Source organism: Rhodanobacter sp. T12-5 (assembly GCF_008329435.1).
In the GTDB taxonomy this organism is placed as follows: domain Bacteria; phylum Pseudomonadota; class Gammaproteobacteria; order Xanthomonadales; family Rhodanobacteraceae; genus Rhodanobacter.
In genome coordinates this window covers 575786-601429 of record NZ_NPKN01000001.1, presented here as the reverse complement: position 1 = coordinate 601429, position 25644 = coordinate 575786, and the positions used below count along the sequence as shown (strand labels likewise).

The 25644-nt window shown below is 65.5% G+C and carries 20 protein-coding genes and 1 riboswitch; of the genes, 16 read left to right on the top strand and 4 right to left on the bottom strand.

Features of this window, described 5'->3' with window-relative positions; translation table 11 throughout:
* Window positions 1-30 precede the first annotated feature (30 nt).
* Window positions 31-145, bottom strand: a riboswitch (SAM riboswitch).
* Between the two features lie 303 nt (window positions 146-448).
* The 7 genes from CIW53_RS02550 to fusA all read left to right on the top strand — a co-directional run bounded on the left by CIW53_RS02550 (window position 449) and on the right by fusA (window position 10134).
* Complete coding sequence (locus CIW53_RS02550) at window positions 449-1183, top strand: 2OG-Fe dioxygenase family protein (RefSeq protein ID WP_149363124.1); 735 nt, start codon at window positions 449-451, stop codon at window positions 1181-1183.
* Window positions 1184-1277: 94 nt separating this feature from the next.
* On the top strand, window positions 1278-1634 hold the full coding sequence (locus CIW53_RS02545; protein WP_149363123.1) for a DUF1304 domain-containing protein: 357 nt from the start codon (window positions 1278-1280) through the stop codon (window positions 1632-1634).
* Between the two features lie 5 nt (window positions 1635-1639).
* Window positions 1640-2299 (top strand): M24 family metallopeptidase, encoded by a 660-nt coding sequence (locus CIW53_RS02540; protein WP_149363122.1) that lies wholly within the window; start codon window positions 1640-1642, stop codon window positions 2297-2299.
* Between the two features lie 78 nt (window positions 2300-2377).
* Window positions 2378-3559: an acyl-CoA desaturase gene (locus CIW53_RS02535; protein ID WP_149363121.1), complete on the top strand. Its 1182-nt coding sequence runs from the start codon at window positions 2378-2380 to the stop codon at window positions 3557-3559.
* 169 nt (window positions 3560-3728) lie between these two features.
* Window positions 3729-7346, top strand: coding sequence for a chemotaxis protein CheB (locus tag CIW53_RS02530; RefSeq protein ID WP_149363120.1), 3618 nt, complete (start codon window positions 3729-3731; stop codon window positions 7344-7346).
* Entirely contained in the window at window positions 7343-7705 is a 363-nt protein-coding gene (locus CIW53_RS02525) for a response regulator (protein ID WP_149363119.1), read from the top strand. The genes CIW53_RS02530 and CIW53_RS02525 overlap by 4 nt, the downstream gene beginning before the upstream one ends.
* A gap of 299 nt (window positions 7706-8004) precedes the next feature.
* Window positions 8005-10134 carry an elongation factor G gene (gene fusA, locus CIW53_RS02520; protein ID WP_149363118.1) on the top strand — a complete coding sequence of 710 codons (2130 nt, stop codon included), beginning with the start codon at window positions 8005-8007 and terminating at the stop codon, window positions 10132-10134.
* Window positions 10135-10189: 55 nt separating this feature from the next.
* Here fusA and CIW53_RS02515 read toward each other — a convergent pair whose 3' ends face one another.
* Window positions 10190-10753: a manganese efflux pump MntP family protein gene (locus CIW53_RS02515; protein ID WP_149363117.1), complete on the bottom strand. Its 564-nt coding sequence runs from the start codon at window positions 10751-10753 to the stop codon at window positions 10190-10192.
* A 410-nt stretch (window positions 10754-11163) separates the two neighbouring features.
* On the opposite strand from CIW53_RS02515, the gene CIW53_RS02510 reads away from it, so the two are divergent.
* The 4 genes from CIW53_RS02510 (at window position 11164) to CIW53_RS02495 (ending at window position 16314) form a co-directional block, all read left to right on the top strand.
* The gene (locus tag CIW53_RS02510) at window positions 11164-12561 is read left to right on the top strand and encodes a M20/M25/M40 family metallo-hydrolase (RefSeq protein WP_149363116.1); all 1398 of its coding nucleotides are present in this window, start codon (window positions 11164-11166) and stop codon (window positions 12559-12561) included.
* A gap of 144 nt (window positions 12562-12705) precedes the next feature.
* On the top strand, window positions 12706-13608 hold the full coding sequence (locus CIW53_RS02505) for a hypothetical protein (protein ID WP_149363115.1): 903 nt from the start codon (window positions 12706-12708) through the stop codon (window positions 13606-13608).
* A 139-nt stretch (window positions 13609-13747) separates the two neighbouring features.
* Window positions 13748-15349 (top strand): peptide chain release factor 3, encoded by a 1602-nt coding sequence (locus tag CIW53_RS02500; RefSeq protein WP_149363114.1) that lies wholly within the window; start codon window positions 13748-13750, stop codon window positions 15347-15349.
* 65 nt (window positions 15350-15414) lie between these two features.
* Window positions 15415-16314: a type II CAAX endopeptidase family protein gene (locus tag CIW53_RS02495; protein WP_149363113.1), complete on the top strand. Its 900-nt coding sequence runs from the start codon at window positions 15415-15417 to the stop codon at window positions 16312-16314.
* Between the two features lie 126 nt (window positions 16315-16440).
* Here the strand turns inward: CIW53_RS02495 and CIW53_RS02490 are convergent, their stop codons facing one another.
* Both CIW53_RS02490 and CIW53_RS02485 read right to left on the bottom strand, forming a co-directional pair.
* Window positions 16441-18900, bottom strand: a complete 2460-nt coding sequence (locus CIW53_RS02490) for an acyl-CoA dehydrogenase (RefSeq protein ID WP_149363112.1) — start codon at window positions 18898-18900, stop codon at window positions 16441-16443.
* A 9-nt stretch (window positions 18901-18909) separates the two neighbouring features.
* Window positions 18910-19812 (bottom strand): alpha/beta hydrolase, encoded by a 903-nt coding sequence (locus tag CIW53_RS02485; protein ID WP_149363111.1) that lies wholly within the window; start codon window positions 19810-19812, stop codon window positions 18910-18912.
* A 126-nt stretch (window positions 19813-19938) separates the two neighbouring features.
* On the opposite strand from CIW53_RS02485, the gene CIW53_RS02480 reads away from it, so the two are divergent.
* The 5 genes from CIW53_RS02480 to CIW53_RS02460 all read left to right on the top strand — a co-directional run bounded on the left by CIW53_RS02480 (window position 19939) and on the right by CIW53_RS02460 (window position 24566).
* Window positions 19939-20517, top strand: coding sequence for a TetR/AcrR family transcriptional regulator (locus tag CIW53_RS02480; RefSeq protein ID WP_149363110.1), 579 nt, complete (start codon window positions 19939-19941; stop codon window positions 20515-20517).
* A 75-nt stretch (window positions 20518-20592) separates the two neighbouring features.
* Window positions 20593-22428 carry a phosphoenolpyruvate carboxykinase (GTP) gene (locus tag CIW53_RS02475; RefSeq protein WP_277949619.1) on the top strand — a complete coding sequence of 612 codons (1836 nt, stop codon included), beginning with the start codon at window positions 20593-20595 and terminating at the stop codon, window positions 22426-22428.
* A gap of 214 nt (window positions 22429-22642) precedes the next feature.
* Window positions 22643-23188 carry a sigma-70 family RNA polymerase sigma factor gene (locus tag CIW53_RS02470; protein ID WP_149363108.1) on the top strand — a complete coding sequence of 182 codons (546 nt, stop codon included), beginning with the start codon at window positions 22643-22645 and terminating at the stop codon, window positions 23186-23188.
* On the top strand, window positions 23185-23646 hold the full coding sequence (locus tag CIW53_RS02465; protein ID WP_149363107.1) for an anti-sigma factor: 462 nt from the start codon (window positions 23185-23187) through the stop codon (window positions 23644-23646). Before CIW53_RS02470 ends, CIW53_RS02465 begins: the two co-directional genes overlap by 4 nt.
* A 17-nt stretch (window positions 23647-23663) precedes the next feature.
* On the top strand, window positions 23664-24566 hold the full coding sequence (locus CIW53_RS02460; RefSeq protein WP_149363106.1) for a DUF4097 family beta strand repeat-containing protein: 903 nt from the start codon (window positions 23664-23666) through the stop codon (window positions 24564-24566).
* 72 nt (window positions 24567-24638) lie between these two features.
* Here CIW53_RS02460 and CIW53_RS02455 read toward each other — a convergent pair whose 3' ends face one another.
* Complete coding sequence (locus tag CIW53_RS02455) at window positions 24639-25562, bottom strand: hypothetical protein (RefSeq protein ID WP_149363105.1); 924 nt, start codon at window positions 25560-25562, stop codon at window positions 24639-24641.
* Window positions 25563-25644: the final 82 nt, after the last annotated feature.

The following is a 25644-nucleotide window of genomic DNA, read 5'->3' as shown; positions in this document are numbered from 1 at the left end:
GTGCACGCCAGGGGAGCTGCGGCCGGATGACGCCCATCTCTCGGTGGCGCCGTGGCGCCGCCGCAGGATTTGGCACCGTGGCGGGACGTCCCCGCTGGTTGCCCCGGCATCAAAGGGCCTATCCCTCCGCCGGTCTCGATGAGTGAAGCGGATGGTGAATGCCTTTCAAGTTGCTGTCAATAGACGTCTAAACATCTAGACGTTTATATGTTCGTTTGTAATATTCAGTCAAAGGCGGCGGAAATGGTGAAGAAAGGACCGCTTTCGGATCGCCGGAGGCGCCCTGAAAGACGTCGCGACCCTTGCCGGCCTGCCGTGGAAGCAACTTCAGTCGCAATGGCCCTTGCGTGCTCCTGAAGAGCATCGCGACTGAAGTCGCTCCCACATCTCAGGCAGAGGCTGCGCGCAGGTCATCGCCGCTTCGCGCCTTCCCTGCTAACGTATCCGGATGACCCACCACCCCGACACGTCCGCGTTGCATGCCCGGCTGCAACGCGACGGCTTTGCCTTCCTCACCGCCGACATCATGCGCAAGCTTCTGCCGGGCCGGTCACTGGGCGACTGGCCCGCATTTGCCGCCAGCTGGAACGATCTGGCACCCGACGGCTATCTCGCCGCCAGCGGCCGCCATCGGCGCCGGCGCCATGCGACATTCGCTGCCGACGCTGCCGGCGACGTGCGACGCCAGCCGCATCAGCCGCATTACCAGAGCCTGCAGTACAACCCCTTGCAGGGCGATATCCAGCGCTGGTTCGAACCGGTGCTGCCGGCGGTCGCCGAAAGCGCCAGCCTGCAATGCATCCTCGAATTTTGCCGCGACTGCTTCGGCGCGCTGGCGCCGGCCACGCGCCACTGGCATATCGAGGTGCATCAGTTCCGCATCGAGGCGCGTGCCGACGAAGCAGGCGAGCCGACTCCGGAAGGGGTGCATCGCGATGGCGTCGACTACGTGCTGGTGTTGCTGGTCGACCGCGAAAACATCGAGAGCGGCACCACCACCATCCACGCCCCCGATGGCGAACTGCTGGGCAGCTTCACCCTGGCTCGCGAGCTGGACGCCGCGCTGGTCGACGACCATCGCGTCTTTCACGGGGTGACCCCGGTAACGCCGCTCGACCCCGCGTTGCCGGCCCATCGCGATGTGCTGGTGGTGACCTTCCGCGGTGTCGCGGCGGGCGGCTGAAGCGTTCGTTCGGCGACAGCGCCTGCGCGGCGATTTGCGACGGATCGATCCGGCTGCAACACTGCCGCCTGCCATCCACTGCGCCGAGAAACCCATGTCCATCGCCGCCAATGTCGTGATCGCCGCGATCGCCCTGCTGCACGTGTGGTTCCTGATCCTGGAGATGTTCCTGTGGACACGCCCTGCCGGCCGCCGTGCGTTCGGCACCACGGCGGAATTCGCCCAGCAGTCGAAGGCGCTGGCCGCCAACCAGGGCCTGTACAACGGCTTCCTCGCCGCCGGCCTGGTTTGGGGCCTCTGCCTCGGCGGCGCCGGGTTCTACGTGAAGGTGTTCTTCCTCACCTGTGTTCTGCTCGCCGGGATTTTCGGCGGCCTGACCGCGAGCCGGAAGATCCTGTGGATCCAGGCGCTGCCTGCGGCGATCGGCCTGATCCTCGTCCACCTGCCCTGACGCCCATGACGACTCCCTTCCGCGAAGCTGTCGGACCAGGTTTCGACCCCGCCCTGATGCAGCACGCCCGCGAACGAACCTGGGCTGCGCTGCATGGCATCCGCGAGCGCATGCGCCCGGGCATCAGCGAGGACGAGGCGAAGGCCGAGGCGTTGGAAGTGTTCCGCGAACTGGGCTACGAGCGGCTGTGGCATCCGGTGCTGATCCGCATCGGCGCGAATACCACCAAGGCGTATCGGCAGCGATCCGACCCCGGCGTGCGGCTGGGCGAGAACGACAGCTACTTCATCGACCTCGGGCTGGTGTTCGACGGCCACGAGGGCGATGTGGGCGACACCTTCGTGATCGGCCACGCGCCGCAACGACAGGCCTGCGCGGATGCCGCGCGCAGGCTGTTCCACGAAGTGGCCGAGGCATGGCGCACACGGGGATGGAGCGGCCAGGCGCTGTACGCCTTTGCCTGCGAGCGCGCCGAAGCGATGGGCTGGCGCTTCAACCACGCCACCAAGGGGCATCGGGTCGGCGACTTCCCCCACTCGATCCACAAAGGCGGCGACCTCGTCGACCTGCCGGCAACCCCGTCCAGCGGACTGTGGATACTGGAGATCCAGATCGCGCATCCGACGGAACCGTTCGGCGCGTTCTACGAAGACCTGCTGAGCTGATCGCACTGCGCGCAAGGCTCCCAACGGGTAGTTACCGCGCATCGACTACCATGGGGCACTTTTCCCGGGGTTCCCTGCATGCCGATCGAGTCACCCCGTCATACGGCCCCGTCCGCGCGACCTGCGTCCGCGGACGTTGCCGAGCGCCTGAAATTCAACGGCGACAATTCGTTCCATCGCGAATTGCGCCGTCGCGTCGATGCCGAGTTCAAGCGCAGCGGCACGCGCCCGCGCGACAGCTTGCAGATGTACCTCAAGACGGCCGTCATCCTCGCCACCTTCGCGCTGGCCTATGTCGCGCTGGTGTGGTTTGCCGCCAGCTGGTGGCAGGGCGTGCCGCTGGCCCTCGTGCTGGGCATGGCGATGGCCGCGATCGGTTTCAACATCATGCATGACGGCGGCCACCAGGCGTATTCCAGGCATCACTGGATCAATCGGGTGATGGCGCTGACGCTGGACATGGTCGGCGGCAGTTCGTACATCTGGCAGTGGAAACATGCGCGCTTCCACCACACCTGGGTCAACGTGGCCGGCCACGACAGCGACATCGACCTCGGTGTGCTGGGCCGGCTGTCGCCGCTGCAGCCGCGACGGCCATGGCACCGCTGGCAGCATGTCTACCTGTGGCCGCTGTACGGCGTCACCGCGATCCGCTGGCACCTGTACGGCGACTTCCGCGACATGCTCACCGGCACCGTCGGCGAGCGTCCGTTCGATCGGCCGAAAGGCTGGAACCTGGCCGGATTCGTTGTCGGCAAGCTGGTGTTTTTCACGCTCGCCTTCGGGGTACCGCTGATGTTCCATTCGATCGGCACCGTGCTGCTGTTCTACGCGCTGGTTTCGGCGGTCGCCGGCGTGCTGCTGGCGCTGGTGTTCCAGATGGCGCATGTGGTGGAAGAGGCGGCGTTTCCGGAACCGGACGAAACAGGCCGGCAGATGGCCACGCCGTGGGCGATCCACCAGCTGGAAACCACGGTGGATTTCGCCCGCGGCAACCGCGTACTGGGCTGGCTGATCGGCGGGCTGAATTTCCAGATCGAGCACCACCTGTTTCCGCGCATCTCGCACGTGCACTATCCGATGGTCGCCCGCGTGGTCGAGGACGCCTGCCGCGAGTTCGGCGTGACATACCTCGAACACCGCACGTTTGGCGCGGGCATTGCCTCGCACTACCGCCTGCTGCGGCGACTGGGCAGGCCGGATGTCGCGACCGGCACGATATCCGCCTTGCTGTTGCCCGAGCCCATGCCGCAAAGCTGACGGGATTTTCGACGAACTTCCCGAGGCCGTCATTTCGGAAAGCCGGAATGACGTCACAATGAAGCCCCTCCCTTCTTGCGCACATCGTTCGCCCCTCACCCGCGCCTGACGACAAGCGCGCTATGCTGCCGTTTCATCCAGGCCTTGTCCTGGGTTTCAGGTTGTCAGCATGTCCTCGCGCACCAAGTCAGCATCCACTCCTGCAGCGACAGCCAGCAGGAGCGGTGCGCCGACGAAAACCCGCAAGCGACCGCCGACGAAGGGCTTGATCGTCGGCATTGGTGCCTCGGCCGGCGGGCTGGAAGCGTTCAAGGCGTTCTTCTCGCACATGCCGGCGGACAGCGCGCTGGCCTTCGTGCTGGTGCAACATCTGGCACCGGATCATCAGAGCCTGCTGGCCGAACTGGTCGGTCGCAGCACGACGATGCCGGTGCTCGAAGCCGCTCAAGGCATGCGGGTCGAGCCGCGGCACGTCTACGTGATTCCACCGAATGCCACCCTGACCATCGCCGATGGCGTGTTGCAGGTCAGCAAACCGGCGCCGCCGCGCGAGCATCGCTGGCCGATCAACACATTCTTCACCTCGCTGGCCGAGGATCAGGGCGACGGCGCGGTATGCGTGGTGCTCGCCGGCACCGGCAGCGACGGAGCGCAGGGTTTGCGCGCCGTCAAGGATCACGGCGGGCTCGCCCTGGCGCAATCCGGTTTCGACGACGAGGCGATGACCGGCATGCCCGCCAGTGCGGCGGCCACCGGGCTGGTCGACGCGGTGCTGCCGGTCGCCGACATGCCGGCGCGCCTGCTCGCCTATCAGGCCCAGATGCAAGCTGCGCACCAGCGCAAAGGTGCCGATGGCGTACTTGGTGACGTCGCAGCGCACCTGAAAACCATCTGCCAGCTGCTGCACGCCGAAATCGGTCACGACTTCAGCCAGTACAAGGAAAGGACCCTGATGCGGCGCATCCAGCGACGCATGCTGGTGGTGCAGGCCGAGCGCGTGACGGATTACATCGACTATCTGCGCCAGCATCCGAAAGAACACGAACTGCTGTTTCGCGAATTCCTGATCGGGGTGACCGCGTTCTTCCGCGATCCGGCCGCTTTCGACGCGCTGCAGACGATCGCGATCCCGGCGATACTGGCCGACAAGACCGGGGCCGACGTCTTGCGGGTATGGGTGCCCGGCTGCGCGACCGGCGAGGAGGCGTATTCCATCGCTATCGCGCTGCGCGAGGCGATGGATCCGCAACGCGCCCCGAAAGTGAAGATCTTCGCCACCGACATCGACGACCAGGCGATCGGCCGCGCGCGCGCCGGCCGCTATCGTGCGCCGCTCAACGGTGTTTCGCCCGAGCGCATGGAGCGATGGTTCAGCAAGGACCACGACGACTGGTGCGTGGCCAAGCAGATCCGCGAGATGTGCATCTTCTCGCCGCACAGCGTGCTCAAGGATCCGCCGTTCTCGCGCATGGACCTGGTCTCGTGCCGCAATTTGCTGATCTATCTGAACAACGGTCTGCAGGAACGGCTGGTGCAGTCGTTCCATTACGCCTTGCGGGCCGGTGGATTCCTGTTGCTGGGCACCTCGGAGCGACTGGCCAGGAACGCGCACCTGTTCACCGAACTGGACAAGAAGCAGCGCCTGTACGTTCGCCGCGAAGACGCACACACACATCCACACGACTTCCCCAGTGCGCAACGTCGCCCAACAGGCCATGCACTGCCCTCGTTGCAGGCGCCGTCACCGCAGGTCGATGACCTGATCGATCAGCAGGCACGCCACATCCTGGAACCGTGGTCGCCAGCCTATGTGGTGGTCAATGCCAACCATGAGGTGGTGCGCTTTGGTGGCGATACCCGACGCTACCTGGCACCGTCGGCCGGCGCCGCCAGTCTCGACCTGTTCCAGCTGCTGGACAAATCTTTGCGCGGTAGCGTGCGCACGGCGGTGATGCAGGCGTTTGCCAGCGGCCAGCGGGTGATCCGCGATGGGCTTGGGCTACCGCAATCCGGCCATGCACGGCCGCTGCGCCTGATCGTGGAGCCGCTGCCCGCGCACGATCCTGCACAAGACGAAGCGTCGGGCGACGCCACGAAACACGAGGGCAGGATCGAACTGTGCGTGGTGGCGTTCAACGAGTTGGAACCCGCGGCGCACTCGACCGATCCGTTGGCGGACGGCCAGCCCGACGGCGAACAGACGCGCATCGAGGCACTGGAGGATGAACTGCGCGCCACTCGCGCGCAGTTGCATACCGCCATCGACCTGCACGAAACGGCCAGCGAAGATCTCAAATCGGCGAACGAGGAATACCAGTCAGTGAATGAAGAACTGCAATCGGCCAATGAGGAGCTGGAAACTTCCACCGAGGAGATGCAGTCGATCAACGAGGAGCTGCAAACCGTCAACAGCGAGCTCAACGGCAAGAACGAAGCGTTGAACCTCGTCAACAGCGATATCCGCAACCTGCTCGACAGCACGCACATCGCCACCTTGTTCCTCGACCGGAAAATGCACATCCGTGGCTACACGCCGGCGATGACCGGGCTGTTCCATCTGCGCGACGGCGACAAGGGAAGGCCGATCACCGAGATCTCGTCGCGCATCGAGTACCCGGAGCTGAAAAGCGACGTCTCCCGCGTGCTGCAGGAGATGATCGTGACGGAGCGCTTGCTGCGCAGTGCCGACGACACGATGACGACCTTCCTGCTGCGCATGCGCCCTTACCTGACCGTCGACAACGTCGTCGACGGCGTGGTGCTGACCTTCGTCGATGTCAGCGAGGGCCAGAAACTGAGCCGTGAACATGCGCGGCTGGCGGCGATCGTGAACTCCTCGCGCGACGCCATCTTCGGATTCTCGCTGGATGACCGAATCACCAGCTGGAATGCCAGCGCCGAACGCATCTTCGGGCTGTCGGCGGCGCAGGTGGTCGGCCAGCCGCTGAGCCAGTTGCAGCCGACCGAACTGTCCGTGGAAGCGGCACTCTTCTTCAGCAGCCGCAACCGATCGAGTCGGCTCGACGAGTTCGAGATGATCTGGCGACGACCGGACGGCGACTTGGTGCCGCTGTCGATGAGCTACTCGCCGGTGTCCGACGTCGCCGGCACCCTGATGGCCGGCAAGTTGATCGCGCGCGACATCACCGAACGCCATCGCGCCGCGCGGCACAACGAAATGATGATGGCCGAACTCAATCATCGGGTGAAAAACACCCTCGCCACAGTGCAGGCGATCGCCCAGCAGACCCTGGCTTGCGCCACGGACCTGCCCACCTTCGAGGAAAGTTTCCTGCCGCGGCTGCTGGCGTTGTCGCATACGCACAACCTGCTGGCGCGCGACGAGTGGATCGGTGCGCCGCTGCTCGGCATCATCAACAGCGAGCTTGCGCCCTACCGGCACGACAGCCATGCGCGCGGGAACGACCTGCGGGTGCAGCTGCAGGGCGACGACCTCCATCTGAAGCCCAAGCAGGTGCTGGCGCTGAGCATGGCCGTGCACGAACTGGCCACCAATGCGGCCAAATATGGCTCGCTGTCGGTACCCGAGGGTCGGGTGACCGTCACCTGGTCGACACGACTGAAAGGGCAACGTCCATGGTTGAACCTGCAGTGGGTGGAAAGCGGCGGCCCCGCCGTCGACCCGCCCCCCCACCGCGGCTTCGGTTCACGCCTGATCGATGAAGGCGTGCCTTACGAACTGGATGGCGAAGTCACGCTGGCATTTCTTCGCGAAGGGGTCACCTGCATCATCGACGTACCATTGGCCGAGGAAGCTCAGGAATGACCACCGACCACGCTCCATTATGCATTTTACTCGCCGAAGACGAGATGCTGCTGGCGATGATGCTGGAGGACCGCCTCAATATCTCGGGCTATCGGGTGCTCAAGGCGGCACGCCTGGCCAAATGCATGGAATTGGCCGAGTCCGCGCCGATCGACCTGGCCATCCTGGACATCAACCTGGCCGGTGAAGCCAGTTTTCCCGCCGCCCTGATCCTGCGCCGTCGCGGCATCCCCTTCGTGTTTTCCTCCGGCTACGACGAACAGGATGTTCCCGAAGCATGGCGCAACGAGAATATCCTGCAGAAACCCTACGACTCCAGGCAACTGAACGCGGCGCTGACCGGGTTGCTCGCGGTCTGAACGTTTTACGCAGGGTGATCGATGCCGTGGCCGGTTCCCCTGCGCAGCGGGAAAGCAGAGCGGGCTCCGTGCCAGTCCATCGAATTTTTTCACAGCTTCCGAGACGCTGAAAAATTCGCCTGTCTGCCGCGCCGCACCGCGCGCGCCGTCGTCGCGCACCAGCTACGATGATTGGCCCGCTCATCGTTCGTCGGCGCTTGCCCGCGCGCCACCTACCGGGCGACCTCTTGAAAGACCGGCCGCGAACAGCCATTTACGGTCCTTCGCAAGCTTGCCCGACACCCATCCGGAGTCTCACCGTGGCCCGACAGAAACCGCTCAACCTCTACCGCAACATCGGCATCATCGCGCACATCGACGCGGGCAAGACCACGACCACCGAGCGCGTGCTCTATTACACGGGCAAGAAGCACCAGATCATCGACGTCCACGACACCAAGGACGGCAAGGGCTCCACCACCACCGACTACATGGAGCAGGAGCGCAAGCGCGGCATCACGATCCAGTCCGCAGCCGTGTCGGCGGTGTGGAAGGGGCACCAGATCAACGTGATCGACACGCCCGGACACGTCGACTTCACCATCGAGGTGAACCGCTCGCTGCGCGTGCTCGATGGCGCGGTGGTGGTGTTCGACGGCGTCGCCGGGGTGGAGCCGCAGACCGAGACCAACTGGCGCCTGGCCGACCAGTACAAGGTGCCGCGGATCTGCTACGTCAACAAGATGGACCGCATCGGCGCGAACTTCGCGCACTGCGTGAAGGGCATCCGCGAACGCCTCGGCGCGAACGCGCTGCTTTGCCACGTGCCGCTGGGCAGCAGCGACGAATTCGTCGGCATGGCCGACCTGGTTGCCGGCGTCGGCTACATCTGGGCCTCCGACGACAAGGACGCCGTGTGGGAAAGCGTGCCGCTGGAGCAGTTGAAGGATCGCCTAAAGCTCGGCTCCAGCGCCGACAACGAATGGGTCGCAAACCTGCCGAAGCTGCGCGAGGAAGTGCTGGAAAGCGCACTGGCCCTGGACGACGACGCGTTCGAGCGCCTGATCAACACCGGCGAGTTCGATCCGGCCATGCTCAAGCAATGCATCCGCAAGGGCACCGTCACCGGCGAGCTGGTGCCGGTGCTGTGCGGCTCCTCGTACAAGAACAAGGGCGTCCAGCAACTGTTGGACGCCGTGGTCGACTACCTGCCCTACCCCGGCGAAAACGGCGGCATCGCGATGGTCGACGAGGACGGCAACATCGTCGGCGAGCAGGCAGTGACCGACGACGCGCCGGCACGCGCGCTGGCGTTCAAGGTGATCAACGACCAGTTCGGCACGCTCACCTTCTGCCGCGTCTACTCCGGCGTGATCAAGAAGGGCGACACCCTGCTCAACGTCACCCGTGGCAAGAAGGAGCGCGTGGGCCGCATCGTCGAAGTGCAGGCCGACGACACGAAGGAAATCGACGAGGTGCGCGCCGGCGACATCTGCGCCTTCGTCTCGATGAAGGACACCGAGACCGGCGATTCGCTGGCCGATCCGGCGCACCCGGCCTTGCTGGAGCGCATGCGCTTCCCCGACCCGGTGATCAGTGTGTCGGTCGAGCCGAAGAGCCGCAACGACGTCGACAAGCTGTCCACCGCGCTCTACAAGATGGTCAAGGCCGACCCGTCGCTGCGCATGGAAGTGGACCAGGAGACCGGCCAGACGGTGCTCAAGGGCATGGGTGAGCTGCACCTGGAGATCACCATCGATCGCATGCGCACGGAGCTGGGCGTGGAAGCCAGCATGGGCAAGCCGCGGGTCAGCTTCCGCGAGGCCTTTGGCAAGGCCGTCGAGCATACCTACACGCACAAGAAGCAGAGCGGCGGCTCGGGCCAGTTTGCCGAAGTGAAGATGATCTTCGAGCCGGGCGAACCGGGCTCGGGCGTGGTCTTCTCCGACGAAGTGGTCGGCGGCCGCGTGCCGCGCGAATACATCCCGGCGGTCGAGCATGCGGTGAAGACCGAATCGCAGGAGGGCCAGATCGCCGGCTACGAGGTGGTCGATTTCAAGGCACGCCTGCTCGACGGCAAATACCACGACGTCGACTCCTCCGCGCTGGCCTTCGAGATCGCCACCCGCCAGTGCTTCCGCGAGGCGCAGAGGCTCAGCAAGCCGAAGTTGCTGGAGCCGATCATGAGCCTGGAGGTGGTCACCGAAGCGACTTATCTCGGCGACATCATCGGCGACATCAACCGCCGCCGCGGCAACATCACCGACCAGGGCCAGAAGGGCACCTCGGCCTTCGTGCAGGGTTTCGTGCCGCTGTCGGAAATGTTCGGCTACATCAACTTCCTGCGCTCGGCCACCAGCGGTCGCGGCAACTTCAGCATGATCTTCGATCATTACCAGGAAGTGCCCGCCAGCATGGTCGACAAGCTGATGGAGAAGGAAGCGAAGTAAGCCGCCGCACCGCTGCAAACACGCGAACCCGGGGAGCGATCCCCGGGTTTTCCGTTTACGCCAGATGCTCGTACAGGATCACCGCGCCCACGCCGATCAGGATCGCGCCGCCGATCATCTCGGCGCGCTTGCCAACCATCCCGCCCAGCACCCGCCCCAGCATGATGCCCAGGGTCACCATGCTGAACGTGCACAGGCCGATGACCACGGCGACCACGGCGATCGGCGTGTCGACAAAGGCCAGGCCCACGCCGACCGCCAACGCGTCGATGCTGGTGGACAGGCCAGTGAGGGCGAGGCCGAGGAAACCATGCTTCGTGGCCGCATCGACCGGCTCGTCCGACTCCGGCTTGAGGCCGTTCCAGATCATGTGCAGGCCCAGCGCCAACAGCAGGCCGAACGCGGCCCAGTGGTCCCAGGCTTCGATGTAGCGGGAAGCGCTCTTGCCCAGCAGCCAGCCGATCACCGGCGTGATCGCCTCGATCACGCCGAAGATCAAGCCCGCGCGCATGGCCTGGCCGAGCCGGGGCCTGGCCATCGCCGCGCCCTTGCCGATCGCCGCCGCGAACGCGTCGGTCGACATGGCAAAGCCGAGCAACAGGATGGAAATGGGATTCATGCATTGCCTTTGGGTCGGGCCAGGCGCAACGGCACGACGGCGCGCCCGACCATCGTGGCGCCATCAGCCGTTGGTCTCGCCAACCAGGATCGGTGTCTTCGCCACGGCAGGACAAGCCGAGCATGTTGACGAAGACGCCTCGCGGAACGAGGCAGGCTACTCCCCAAGGGGTGTGCGCTGTCGGTATGGCCGTCAGCGCGGCGGCAAGGTTAACACGACTGCGCCCGGACCACCGGCGAGCCGCGCTAGTGCCGGCCCGGGCCTAGCCCGTTGCGCTACACGCGCCCCCGCGCTCTTCTTCGCATGGGCGATTGCGGCATGTGCCTGGCGAGGAGCCATCAACCTGTACAGCCACGCGAGCCGTCGCGCATACTCGGGCCTTCCGTTCAAGCCATGCAGAGGGATTTCGAATGAGAACACCACGAGCACTTCGAACCGCCGCGGCAACCACACTTGTCCTCTGTGCCGGCATCGGAATGGCCCACGCCGATACCACCGCCCAAGCGCTGCCCGAAACCATGGCGATGCTGAAACATGCCATCGGCATCCATACCGTCGAGGGCCAGCACCAGGTGCCGGTGCTGGCCGCCTACCTGGCCGACAAGCTCAAGGCGGCCGGCTTTGCCGCCGACGATGTCGAGATCATTCCGGTCGGCGAAACCGCCGCACTGGTGGCGCGCTATCGCGGCACCGGCGAAGGCAAGCCGATCCTGCTGTCCGGGCACATGGACGTGGTCGCGGCGAAGCGCCAGGACTGGACCCGCGACCCGTTCACCCTGATCGAGGAGAACGGCTACCTCTACGGCCGCGGCACCGCCGACATGAAAACCGCGGTGGTGGTGCTGGTCGAGACGCTGATCCGGCTCAAGCGCGAAGGCTTCAAGCCGCGCCACGACCTGATCCTGCTGCTGTCCGGCGACGAGGAGACCACCATGGCCTCGACCCGCGAACTGGCGAAGCGCTATCACGACGCCGAATTCCTGCTCAACGCCGACGCCGGCGGCGGCACCCTGAACCCGGATACCGGCAAGCCCGCGCTGTACCAGATCCAGGCCGCCGAGAAGACCTATGCGGACTTCCACATTAGCCTGACCTCGGCCGGCGGACATTCCAGCGAACCCAACAAGGACAACGCCATCTATCGGCTGGCGCGCATCATCGACCGCGTCGCCGGCTACCAGTTTCCGCCGCTCAGCAACGAGATCACGCTCGCCTCGCTGCGTGCGCTCGGTGCGCACACCCCCGGCCCGCTCGGCGCGGCGATGACCCGCTTCGCCGCCCACCCTGACGATGCCGCCGCCGCGGCCACCATCTCGGCCGACCCCGCCTACGTCGGCCAGATCCGCACCACCTGCGTGGCCACCATGCTCAACGGCGGCCACGCACTCAACGCACTGCCGCAAAGTGCCAGCGTCAACATCAACTGCCGCATCTTCCCGGGCACCCCGGTCGACAGCGTGCGCGACACGCTGGTCAAGGTGATCAACGACAAGTCCGCCACCGTCACCGTGCTGCCACCCCCGCCGGTGGCCAGCCCCGCCTCGCCGCTGCGCCAGGACGTGATCGCCGCCGTCACCGCCGCGGTGCACGCCCGCTTCCCCGGCGTGGAAATCGTCCCCGGCATGTCCGCCGGCGCCTCCGACAGCATGTACTTCCGCAACGCGGGCGTGCCCAGCTATGGCATCGATGCGGCCTTCACCAAACCGGACGATACATTTGCTCACGGGCTCAACGAAAAATTGCCGGCATCGGAAGTCGGAGCGGGGCTGGAGTTCTGGCATCGGGTGTTGACCCGACTGGCGAAATGACGAGTCGCAGCCTTGTCTCCAATGCCACATGAAAAGAGCCCGGAAAGCGATTTCCGGGCTCTTCTTTTTGCGGACGATCACGAGCTGCCGTAATGTCTGCTTGCGGCACTTCCACCGCACGACCCAACCGCCAAGGAAACGGAGATGAGAGAGGAATGCCCGCACAGGCTCGCAGCAGCCCTCGCGATACTTCTGATCCTGTGCAGCAGCGCATCCGCTGCGACGCCGCCACCCGCGCAAAATCCGGTCGCGACAGAAAAAATCGCATTGAACGCCTCCTGGGCCCGGGTGCTGGACAAGAATGTCCCGCTCGCCCGGCGCCGACAGGAGCTATCGAAAATCGAGCAGGAGGCGCAGACCGGCGATCAACACGACTTGTACGTACTAGGCTCCCTGTACCACATGGGCCAGCATGCTTCCGGCTCACCCGTTCGACAGGATCTCGTCAAAGCCAGCCTCTATCTGGGCAATGCGGCCACGCGCGGCAGTGTTCTGGCGATGGCCAAGATGGCCGAAATCAAGCTCGCCACCCGCCAGTATCGCGAGGCCATGAATTGGGCGCAGATATACGGACACTATGCACTGCTGCTGCCGAAGGGCGACCGCCCGCATGACGGCTACGCGGCCGAACTGGTGCAACGTATCCTCGACAGGCTGGGAAAATCGGCCATGCCCGAAGTCATGCGCGACGTGAACAGCTTCATCGCCTCGCATGATGCAGACATCCGCGCGGGTACCGACAGCAACTTCACGGGAGAGGTTCTCCATCCCGTACCGAAAGCCAAGCCGTACATCGCGCCCAACGGACGCATCACCCCCTACGCCGGTTTTGCCGACTATCTGCTCGCATTCAACGCCGACGGTTCGGTGGCCGATGCCTGGTTGCTCGATGCCGTTCCCGACGCAGACCTTGGGCTGACCCTGCGCAAATATGCCAGGGAGATGACGGCACCTCCCGCCCATGCGGGTGTCGGGAAAGCGTTGCGTTATGCGTGGATGCCGGTGATATACGACGATGGACGATATCGGGCCAGGTCGATGCATTGAGCTCGACTCCCGACTTCACAGAGCCTGTGCATCCACGAAGATGGCGATGAGCTCGACCGGGGCAGCTGCCGGGCTTTTGTCAAGGCCATCGCCGTTCCACGCTACAATTGCCGGTTCGCGTTCCAGCCGACCCGCCTCCATGCCCTCGCATCTCCAAGAAACCCGCCGCCGCCGCACCTTCGCCATCGTCAGCCATCCTGACGCGGGCAAGACCACGCTGACCGAAAAGCTGCTGCTGTTCGGTGGCGCGATCCAGATGGCCGGCTCGGTGAAGAGTCGCAAGACGTCGCGCAGCGCCACCTCGGACTGGATGGCGCTGGAAAAGGAGCGCGGGATTTCGGTGACCTCGTCGGTGATGCAGTTTCCGTACGAGGGCAAGATCGTCAACCTGCTCGATACGCCGGGACATGCGGACTTCTCCGAGGACACCTACCGCGTGCTGACCGCGGTGGATTCGGCGCTGATGGTGATCGACTGCGCCAAGGGCGTGGAGGAACGCACGATCAAGCTGATGGAAGTGTGCCGGCTGCGCGATACGCCGATCATGACCTTCATCAACAAGCTCGACCGCGAGGGTCGTTCGCCGATCGAGCTGCTGGACGAGGTGGAGTCGGTGCTGGGCATCGCCTGCGCGCCGCTGACCTGGCCGATCGGCATGGGCAAGCGGCTGAAGGGCGTATACCACCTGGCGCTGGACGAGGTGCACATCTTCGAGCAGGGCAAGAATTTCACGCGGCAGGATTCGACCATCTTCAAGGGCCTCGACGCGCCGGGCCTGCTGGAGAAGATCGGCTTTGATGCGATGCGCGAACTGCGCGAGGAGCTGGAGCTGGTGCAGGGCGCCGCACCCTCGTTCGACATCGACGAGTACCTGGCCGGCCGGCAGACGCCGGTGTTCTTCGGCTCGGCGGTGAACAATTTCGGCGTGCAGCTGTTGCTGGATTTCTTCGTGGAGAACGCGCCCAGCCCCCTCCCCCGCGCCACCACCACGCGCGAGATCGAGCCGGAGGAGGAGAAGCTTTCCGGCTTCGTGTTCAAGATCCAGGCGAACATGGACCCGGCGCACCGCGACCGCGTGGCGTTCATGCGCGTGTGCTCGGGCACCTACAACGCCGGCATGAAGATGATCCAGAGCCGCACCGGCAAGGAAGTACGCATCGCCAACGCGCTGACCTTCATGGCGTCGGACCGCGAAATCGTCGAGACAGCCTACCCGGGCGACGTGATCGGCCTGCACAACCACGGCACCATCACCATCGGCGATACCTTCACCGAGGGCGAGCAGGTCAGCTTCACCGGCATCCCGAATTTCGCTCCCGAACTCTTTCGCCGCGCACGCCTGCGCGACCCGCTGAAGATGAAGGCGCTGCAGAAGGGCCTGGCGCAGTTGTCCGAAGAAGGCGCCACCCAGTTCTTCCGCCCGCTGATGTCGAACGACCTGATCCTGGGCGCGGTCGGCGTGCTGCAGTTCGAGGTCGTGGCGTACCGGCTGAAGGACGAGTACAACGTCGACGCCAGCTTCGAGCCGGTGACGGTGACCACCGCGCGCTGGGTGCATTGCGACGACCCGAAGAAGCTGGAGGAATTTCGCGAGAAGAATGCCATGAACCTGGCGATCGACGGCGCCGGCGAGCTGGTCTACATTGCGCCGACGCGGGTCAACCTTCAACTGGCGCAGGAGCGCTGGCCGCAGGTGCGCTTTGCCAATACCCGCGAGCACGCGGCAGCGGTGGAGATTTGAAGTACCCGCTGAACTGAGCTATCCGCGCTGCTAATCTGCGGGCTCCCTTGCTTACGAATCCGCGCATGCAACCCCAGCAGATCGCTTTCACCGCACCACCGGACACGCCAGCCTGGCAGCGCTGGCTGGTGCTTTCACCCGCCGCGCGCATCATCTTTTTCGCCGCCATGCTGATCGGCTTCATCGTGGTCACGCGCACGACCATGATCGCGCTGGGCTGGACCGCCAAGGCTGCCGGTCCACTGCATCACGCCCTGGCGACCCTGAGTGTGCGGTTGCTGCCGGCATGGATCGGCTACGCAATCCTGGTCCGCCTGATCGAACGGCGACGCATGCGCGAGTTGTCGCCGCACGACATCCCGACGTTCGGCGTGGCCGGCTTCGTCATCGGTGCCGCGCTGTTCAGCGTGGTGGTCGGCGTGCTGTGGCTGGCCGGCAGTTACCACGTCATCGGCACCGACCCGCAGGTGGACTGGTTGCCGGGCGTGCTGGTGGCCGGCCTGGGGGCCGGCATCGGCGAGGAGATCATCGCGCGCGGGGTGATCTTCCGGATCGTCGAGGAAGGTCTCGGTACCTGGTGGGCGCTGCTGATTTCGGCGGCTTTCTTCGGCGCGGCGCACATCTTCAATCCCGGCGCCTCGCTGTGGAGTTCGACCGCGATCGCGATCGAAGCGGGGCTGCTGCTCGCCATGATCTATCACGTCACCCGCTCGCTGTGGGCGTGCATCGGCCTGCACGCGGCGTGGAACATCATGCAGGGCACCGTCTACGGCATCCCGGTTTCCGGCGGTGCCGGCAAGGGCTGGCTGGTGTCCAGCCGAACCGGGCCGGACTGGCTCAGCGGCGGGGCGTTCGGTGCGGAGGCTTCGGTAGTCGCGCTGGCTATCTGCTCGCTGCTCACGCTGGCTCTGCTGATCGTCGCACTGCGCCGGAGCTCGATCGTGCCGCCAGCCTGGCGGCGTTGAGCTGAGGGCCTGAAAAACCCACGCCCGCCATCGCTGCGGAAGTCGAATTTCTCGCGGGCTCTGACCGCGCCCCGTAGCGGATGCCACACAAGGCAGCACCCGACACGAGGTTCCGCGCGCGAAACCTCAGGCCGGCTTCTTCGCATCCGCGCGCGTCTTGAACGCGCGCATCTCGTCGACCTCGAAATCGTCCACCGAGATGAACTCGAATACGCCCTCGCGCACGCGCCTGAGCAACGCCGCCTCGCTGGCATCGAGCACGCCGGCCTGCTCGGCCTCGGCCAGTTGGCCGAGGTAGTCGTGGGCCTTGAACTGGCCAGTCTTCAGCGCCTTGCCGAATTTGCGGTCGACCGGCTCGGCGGCGATCACGTCCGGCAGCAAGGCATGCATGCGGCCGATCGTATTGTTCGCCGTCGGCGTCAGGTAGGTCCATTCCAGCAGGCGATCGCGCGCCTCGCTGGGCGCGGTGATCAGCGCGGCGACGCGGCGGCCCAGGCGATCGGACGGCGGCACGTCACGGCGACCGAACGGGAACACCAGCACGCGCAGCAGCCATGAAACGGGGCGCACCGGGAAATTGCGGATCGCGCCGTCCAGCGCCGTCTGGATGTTCCACATGCACTGGTGGAACGCCCAAGCCAGCAGCGGACGATCCGCTTCCGGCCGGCCGGTGTCCTCGTAGCGCTTGAGCATCGCGCTGGCGATGTACAGGTAGCTGAGCACGTCGCCGAGACGCGCCGACAGCTTCTCCTTGAACTTCAGCTTGCCGCCAAGCACGCCCATGAACACGTCGGCGCACAACGCCAGCGCAGCGGAGTAGCGGTCGAGCTTGCGGTAATAGCGGCGTGTGTAGGCATCGCCGGCACTCTCGCCCAGGCGCGAGCCGGACAATGCCATCGCAAAGCTGCGCACCGCATTGGACACGCCAAAACCGAGATGGCCGAACAGCAGCCGGTCGAACGTCTTCAACTGTTCGCCGCGATCGCTGATCGACAGCGCCTGCATTTCCTTCAGCACGTACGGATGGCAGCGGATGGCGCCCTGGCCGAAGATCATCAGGCTGCGCGTCATGATGTTCGCGCCTTCCACCGTGATCGCGATCGGCACGCCTTCCCACGCGCGGCCGGCGTAATTCTTCGGACCGAGTTGCACGCCCTTGCCGCCGAGCACGTCCATGGCGTCGCCGGCGATCTGCCGGCCCCATTCGGTGGCGTGGTATTTCGCGATCGCCGAGGTCACCGCCGGTTTCTCGCCGCGATCGACTGCGGCCGCCGTGGCGCGCGACAACGCCGCGGTCGCATAGGTCAACCCGCCGATGCGCGCCAGCGCTTCTTCCACGCCTTCGAAACGTGCGATCGCCAGGCCGAACTGCTTGCGCATGCGCGCATACGCGCCGACCGAGGCAACCGCCGCGCGCACGCCGCCGGTGGCGTTGGACGGCAGCGAAATCGCGCGGCCTACCGACAACACTTCGACCAGCATGCGCCAGCCGTGGCCGGCCATCTGCGGCCCGCCGATCAGCACCGACAACGGCGCGAAGATGCCGTTGCCGCGCACCGGGCCGTTCTGGAACGGCACGTTCAGCGGGAAGTGGCGGCGGCCGATTTCCAGCCCCGGCGTCGAGCGCGGCAGCAACGCCAGCGAGATGCCGAGATCGTCGGTCTGGCCGAGCAGGTGGTCGGGGTCGTACATGCGGAAGGCCAGGCCGACCACCGTGGCGATCGGCGCCAGCGTGATATAGCGCTTGTCGAAGGTGAACTTGATGCCGACTGTCTCGACGCCATCGACGGTCTGCTTGCAGACGATGCCGTAGTCGGGGATCGAGGTGGCGTCGGAGCCGGCGTACGGGCCGGTCAATGCGAAGCAGGGAATCTCCTCGCCGACGGCGAGGCGCGGCAGGTAATGATCCTTCTGCTCCTCGCTGCCGTAATGCAGCAGCAGTTCGGCCGGCCCGAGCGAGTTCGGTACGGCGACGGTCGACGCCACCGTGGCCGACATCGTGGCCAGCTTCTGCAGCACCGCCGAATGCGCCAGCGCGGAGAACTGCAACCCGCCGTAGCGCTTCGGGATGATCATGCCGAAGAAGCGGTTCTTCTTGATGAAGTCCCACACGTTCGGTGGCAGGTCGGCCAGTTCGTGGGTGATCTGCCAGTCGTCGATCATCCCGCAAAGCTCTTCCACGGGGCCATCCATGAAGGCCTGCTCCTCCACGCTCAGCTCGGGCTTGGGCTGCCTCAGCAGTTCATGCCAGTCCGGCTTGCCGGAGAACAGCTCGCCCTCGAAGCCGACCGTGCCGGCTTCCAGCGCGGTCTGCTCGGTGTCCGACAGCTTCGGCGTGACCTTGGCGAACAGTTTCAGCAGCGGCGCGCTGATCTGCTTGCGGCGAAAATCCACCAGCAGCAGCGGCACTGCAATCAACAGCTCGATGATCAGCAGGATCACCATCGTCCACGGCGCATGCAGCACCAGGCCGACCACCAGCGTGGTGGCAATGGTCACGATCGCCCAGGTGCGCAGGCTGCTGCGATGGTAGGCACACGCGCCGGTGGCAATCAGCGCCGCCAGCAGGGTCAGTATCACGGACATTTCAGCACCTCACGGTTGAACAGCGCCGGCATGGCGCCGGTCAGCCGATGGATCCAGACTTTGCACGAAGCGCACGACTTCGCGAGTAAAAGCGTCATTCGCATCGCCCGCCACCATGTGCGTGGCGTGCGGCAGTTCGACATGCCGCGCATGTGGCACCAACTGCAGGAATTCGTCGACGGTGACGCGCGATACGACGTCGCTGCGCGCGCCGGACAACAGCAGCACGGGCACGTCGATTTTCGCCGCCGCCGCCTGCAGGCGCGGTTGGTAGCGCTCGCTTTCGCGTACCAGCTCACCGGCCAGCAGCGCCGGGTCCCAATGCCAGCGCAGCCGGCCGTCCGCGCCTTCGCGCAGCAGCGGGCGCAGTTGCTCCTCGCTCTTGCGTTCGCGCCGCTGCGGCAGGTAGCCGGCGATCTGTTCGGCTGCGTCCGTATAGTTCGCGAAACCGTCCGGATGCGCCTGCATGAAGGCGAGGATGCGTTCCACGCCCGCGGTTTCCCAGCGTGGCGTGATGTCGACCAGCACCAACGCGCTAAATGGCGAAGGCCTCACCTCACCGGCCAGCACGATCCCCAGCAATCCGCCCATCGAGGCGCCGACCAGGATCGGCGGCTGCGGCTGTGCCGTGGCCAGCCGCAGCAGGTCGTCGGCAAACTGGTCCATGTGGTATCCCGCGCCGACGTTTGCCCGATCGCTTTCGCCGTGACCGCGACTGTCGAATGTCGTGCAGCGGCAGCCGGCATCGGCCAGCGTGGCCGCCACATTGCTCCAGGCGCCGCGGGTCTGGCCGAAACCATGCGCGAACAGCAACGCCGGGTTGCCGGTCGCGTTCCATGTTTCCACGGCCAGATTCAGCCCGGCTGCCGGAAAACGATGGTCCGAGGACGGGAATGGGACAGAATCAACCATACGGAAGAGTATGGATTGTCCCGACGAGTGCCGTCAACCGCCGTTTCGTCAAACCGGCCGGGCGGAAAAGGCCGCCGCTGGCGCGCGCCACATTACAAATACGCAAGGTGTGGCTACCATACGCATATGAATGTCAGCAGCAAGCCAGAACGCACCCGCCTGTCGGCCGAAGATTGGGAACTTGCCGCCCTGCAACTGATCGCCGAACAAGGCGTCGGGGCGTTGGCCGTGGAAGCGCTGGCGCGCCAGCTGGGCGTGACCAAGGGCAGTTTCTATTGGCATTTCCGCACCCGCGAAGCGCTGCTGAACGCGGCGCTGGAGCGCTGGGAGCAATACGGCGAGCGCGAGATCATCAGCCAGATCGAGCAGATTGCCGATCCGCGCAAACGCCTGCCCGAGCTGTTCCGCCGGGTCGCGCACGAATTGCAGCCGCATCGCGTATACGCCGCGCTGTTGAAGGCACTGGATCACCCGCAGGTGGTGCCGGTGATGGCGCGCGTGTCGCAGCGGCGGATGGAATTCCTGACCACCGCCTACCGCGAGGCCGGCCTGGCGCCGCCGCAGGCGCTGAACCGGGCGCGGCTGACCTACGCCGCTTATGTCGGCTTCCTGCAGTTGAACTTCACGCTGGGGTTGCCGCGTATCAATCACGAGGAATTCGACGCCTACGTCGAACACATGATCGCGACATTGATTCCGGCCTGATATCCCCTCACGGCATGCCCAAACGGCGCCATCTGGCGCCGTTTCTTGTTGCACGGAACCTTGCAATACCAGTGCGTGCAAACTACCGTTTCCGATCACTTTTTCCAAAGACCTCAAGAGGACATGATGGCCAGCAAGCTGGAAGCGCTCGAACAGTGGGTTGACGAGGTGGCGGCGTTGACGCGTCCCGCGAAAGTGCATTGGTGCGACGGTTCGGAGACCGAATACCGCGCCCTGGTACAGCAGATGCTGGCCGATGGCACCCTGATCGAGCTGAACCAGCAGAGCCATCCGGGCTGCTACCTGCATCGCTCGCATCCCTCCGATGTCGCGCGCGTCGAACAGCTCACTCTGGTCTGCCATCCGAATCAGGCAGACGCCGGCCCGAACAATCACTGGATGGCCCCGGCCGACGCCCACGCGAAGATCGACGCGCTGTTCGACGGCTGCATGGAAGGCCGCACCATGTACGTGATCCCGTATTGCATGGGCCCGATCGACTCGCCGCTGTCGCGCTGCGGCGTGGAGATCACCGACAGCCCGTACGTGGTCGCCAACATGAAGATCATGACCCGCATGGGCGCCGCCGCGCAGGCACGCATCGAGCGCGAGGGTTCGTTCGTGAAGGGCCTGCACTCGGTCGGCGAACTCGACCCCGAGCGGCGCTGGATCATGCATTTCCCCGCCGAGCGCATGATCAAGTCCTATGGCTCCGGCTACGGCGGCAACGCGCTGCTGGGCAAGAAGTGCCACGCCCTGCGCATTGCCAGCAACCAGGCGCGCGACGAGGGCTGGCTGGCCGAACACATGCTGATCGTGGGCATCGAGAATCCCCAGGGCGAGACGCACTACGTCGCTGCCGCGTTCCCGTCCGCCTGCGGCAAGACCAACCTGGCCATGCTGATCCCGCCGGCAGGCTACCTCCAGGATGGCTGGAAAGTATGGACGGTCGGCGACGATATCTGCTGGATGCGTCCAGGTGCGGATGGACGTCTGTATGCCATCAATCCGGAGGCCGGCTTTTTCGGCGTGGCGCCGGGCACCAGCGACAGCACCAACCCGAACGCGCTGAAGAGCATCTCGCACGACACCATCTTCACCAACGTCGCCGTCACCGCCGACAACCAGCCATGGTGGGAAGGCCTGCCCGGCACCCCGGTCATCGACTGGCAGGGCCGTGCGTACGATCCGGCCAATGGCCCGGCCGCTCATCCCAACTCCCGCTTCACGGTCAGCGCGAAGCAGTGCCCGACCTGGTCGGAGATGGCCGAAGCCGCGCAAGGCGTGCCGATCAGCGCGATCGTATTCGGCGGCCGCCGGCCGTCGCTGCTGCCGCTGGTGATGGAAGCGCGCGACTGGAATCACGGCGTCCTGATGGGCGCGGCCATGGGCTCGGAAACCACCGCCGCCGCCACCGGTGCAGTCGGCGTGCTGCGCCGCGACTCGATGGCGATGAAACCGTTCTGCGGCTACCACTACGGCGACTACTTCGCGCACTGGCTGTCGTTCGACCGGCCCGGCGCCAAGCTGCCGAAGGTGTTCCACGTCAACTGGTTCCGCAAGGGCGCCGACGGCAAATTCCTGTGGCCGGGCTTCGGCGACAACCTGCGCGTGCTGGAGTGGATGATCAACCGCGCCGAAGGCCGCGTCAGCGGCGTCGAGACCCCGATCGGCATCCTGCCGGGTGAAGGCGAGTTGAAGCTGGACGGGCTCACGCTCGATCGTGCCCATCTCGACGAATTGCTCGATGTCGATCCCGTCGGCTGGCAAGCCGAGCTTGCCGCCATCGGCGAGTATCTGCAGAGCTTCACCCCACGCCTTCCCGAACGATTGCACCAGGAACAGCAGCGCGTGGCCAGCGCATTGGGCGTTGCCAACGACCGGCCGCGCCGCGAAGCCAGCGCCTCCTGAGGACCCTCCCTCGCGGATTGACGTGAAGCCCGGTTTTTCCTTCCCCCGCGAAGCGGGGGAAGGTGCCGAAGGCGGATGGGGCGCTCATGGTCCTGCTCTGCCCTCTCAGCTCCCGGATCAAGTCCCGAGTCCGCGCTGCCATTCAAACCCTTTCGCACAACGCCGCATCCAAGCTGGCAAGATGATCGCTGCCTGCCCCGCTCTTGGAAGCACCATGTCGCCCGCCTCGACGCGAGCCAACGACACCGATGACGTGCGTGCCGCAGCCGCCGGCGATCGCCATGCGTTCCAGCGGCTGTACCGACTGCATGCGGGCCGCGTGCATGGCGCGGTGTATCGGCTCGCCGGCTACGACCATGCCCGCGCCGAAGACCTCACCCAGGATGCGTTCATCCGCGCCTGGCAAAAGCTGCCAGGTTTCCGCCATGAAAGCGCGTTCGGCACCTGGCTGTACCGCCTGGCGATAAACGTGGCGTTGATGGACATCCGCGCCCGCGGCGCCGATCCGGTCAGCATGCTCGACGACGATCATCTGCCCGAAGCCGGCGAGACACCGTTTTGTGCCGCCGAGCGCGTCGAGTTGGAACGCGCGATCGGCCAGTTGCCGCCACGCGCACGCGCCGTACTGGTGCTGCACGACATCGAAGGCTGGCGGCACGAGGATATCGGCAGCGAACTGGGCATGGCGGTAGGCACATCGAAAGCGCAACTGCATCGGGCGCGCGGCTTGTTGCGCAAGATATTGGGAGAAAGCTCATGAACGAATTCGAATGGCGCCGGCAAATGCGCGACCTGCGCCAGCCACTCATGCCACAGCGTGATCTGTGGGCCGGGATCGACGCCGCCCTGGACGACGACAGCCAACTGGCCCGCCTGCCGCGACCGGCGACTTCCGCCGTATCCCTGCAGAAGCACCGGCAACGCTGGCTGCTTGCCGGCAGCCTCGCCGCCTCGTTGCTGCTGGTCGGCGGCTTCGGCTGGCACCTGCTGCAGGCGCCGACGGCGACACCGGTCGCCCGCGCCGCCAATCCGGCCCCGGCAACCTGGAAACCGGACGATCCGCGCCTGGCCGGCGCCGCGATCGAACTGGACGCCGCACGCATGGAGCTGCAACTCGCCATCCGGCAGTCGCCCGACTCGCCCGCGTTGCGGCGCCTGCTCGATCGCACTGAACTACAGCAGATTCAACTGCGCCAGCTGGCCAAACAGGCTGGATGACGCCCACAGGAATGACCATGAAAACCGTCCGCTATCTACCGCTGCTGCTGTGCTTTTGCATTGGCCAGGCCCTCGCCGACACGCCGATCCAGTTGCGCCACGATGCCACTCCCACTGCCCACGTCAGCATCAGCAACGTCGCCGGCAGCGTGAACGTGGTCGCCTGGGATCGCCAGGAGGTGCAGGTCAGCGGCCGGCTCGGCGAGGGCGCCAAGCCACTGGCGATCACCGGAAGCAACAGCAACCTGACGATCAAGGTCGAATCGCAAGGCAGCTCCGGCTGGCTCAACTGGGGCGGCGACAGCAAGATGGCGCCGACCACGCTCGAACTGCATGTCCCCCGCGCCGCTTCGCTCGACATCGAGGTGGTCAGCGCGCCACTGGTCGTCGACGGCATCGACGGCGGCAGCATCAAGGTCAATACGGTCAGCGGCAAGGCGCGCATCAATGCGCGCACGCCGTCCCTGGAAGTGGACAGCGTGAGCGGCGGCATCGAACAGGCCGGACACGCCGAACACGCCGACCTGCAAACCGTGAGCGGCGAGATCCTGGCGCCCGCGCTGGGCAGCGAGGTCAAGCTGCAGACGATTTCCGGCCGCATCCAGGCTGCCGGCGGCCCCTGGCAGAAGATGACCCTGAGCACCGTCTCCGGCGACGTACAGCTGAGCGGCGCACTGGCGTCCGGCGGCAACATCGGCATCGACAGCATGAGCGGCGACGTGCAACTGCAATTGCCGGCAGCCACCTCCGGCGACCTGCACGCCAGCAGCTTCAGCGGCGACCTGCGCAGCGACTTCGGCAGCCCGACGAAACCCGAACACGGCCCGGGCAGCTCGCTGGACGTCCATCTCGGCGATGGCAGCGGCAAGATCAGCGTCGAGACATTCAGCGGCGACCTGCGTATTCGCAAGCAGGACTGACGGCGCATGCAAAAACGCCGTCGCATGGGCGGCGGCGTCGGCGGTATCGCAGCAAAACCGGACTTCGACGGATCAGAGATCCTGGTGATACTGCACGTATGGCGTGCGCGACTGGTCGGGCTCGGGCCCGGCAGGAGTATTGACCGCCGTGCCGGACGACCACAGGTTCTGCGCGCCCACGCTCAACTCGCCGCGCCACGGCAACCGCCAGGTCACGCCCAGGTCGATGCTGTTCCAGCGCTTGTCGCCATACTGGTTGCCGGGGATGCCCGCCTGCGGCTGCATCGTGCGACCGATCAAGGTGCCGCTCAGCGGGCCGTGGTCGATACCTACACTCAACGCCTTCTGATCCAGCGTGTCGACACCGAGCAGGTTGCCGGGAAGCAGGTGGATACGGCCCACGCTGGCGCCCAGGTCGATGCCGCTTCTACGGCCCAGGGCCAAGCGGCCACGCGCATTGAGCTGCGAGCTGCTGTCGAAATCGGCCAGTCCATCGACACCCGGCGCCGCCCCGGGGAGAACCCTCGGCAATACCGCACGGTTGTTTGGCGTGGTGTTGGTACCCACACTCAGACCCAGGCGATACCGCCCGGCGTCGAAGGTGGCCCCGACCTCGCTGCCAACCACCCGCGGCCCCTGGTTCACCCAGGAGTGCTCGCTGACTTCGGCGTGCGCCTGCAGCTTCGGACCCAGGTTGTATTGCAGGCCTGTCGTCATGGTGCTGGCCGCATCGCCGGCGCGGAACGCCAGCGGCGTGTCGAGCCCCAAGGCATCGGTACCCAAGCCGTGATCGGCCTTGAGCGTCAGCATGCGGCCATCGGCACCGCGCCACAACGGCGTCATGACACCGGACTCGGCTGCCGTCGTCTGGTTTTGCGGCTGGCTCAGCAGATATTCGGCCTGCGCGCTGTCGCCGCCCATGGACTGCCCGCCCATGGACTGCCCGGCCGCGGCAAGCGGCAGCAGGAGCATCAACAGGGCAGACAGGCGACGCATGATCCGGGAAGCAACCTTGGAGGGTAGGAGGCGGGGCAAGTATATCGCGTTTTACATTTTGCTAACACCCAAAAACTGGTAC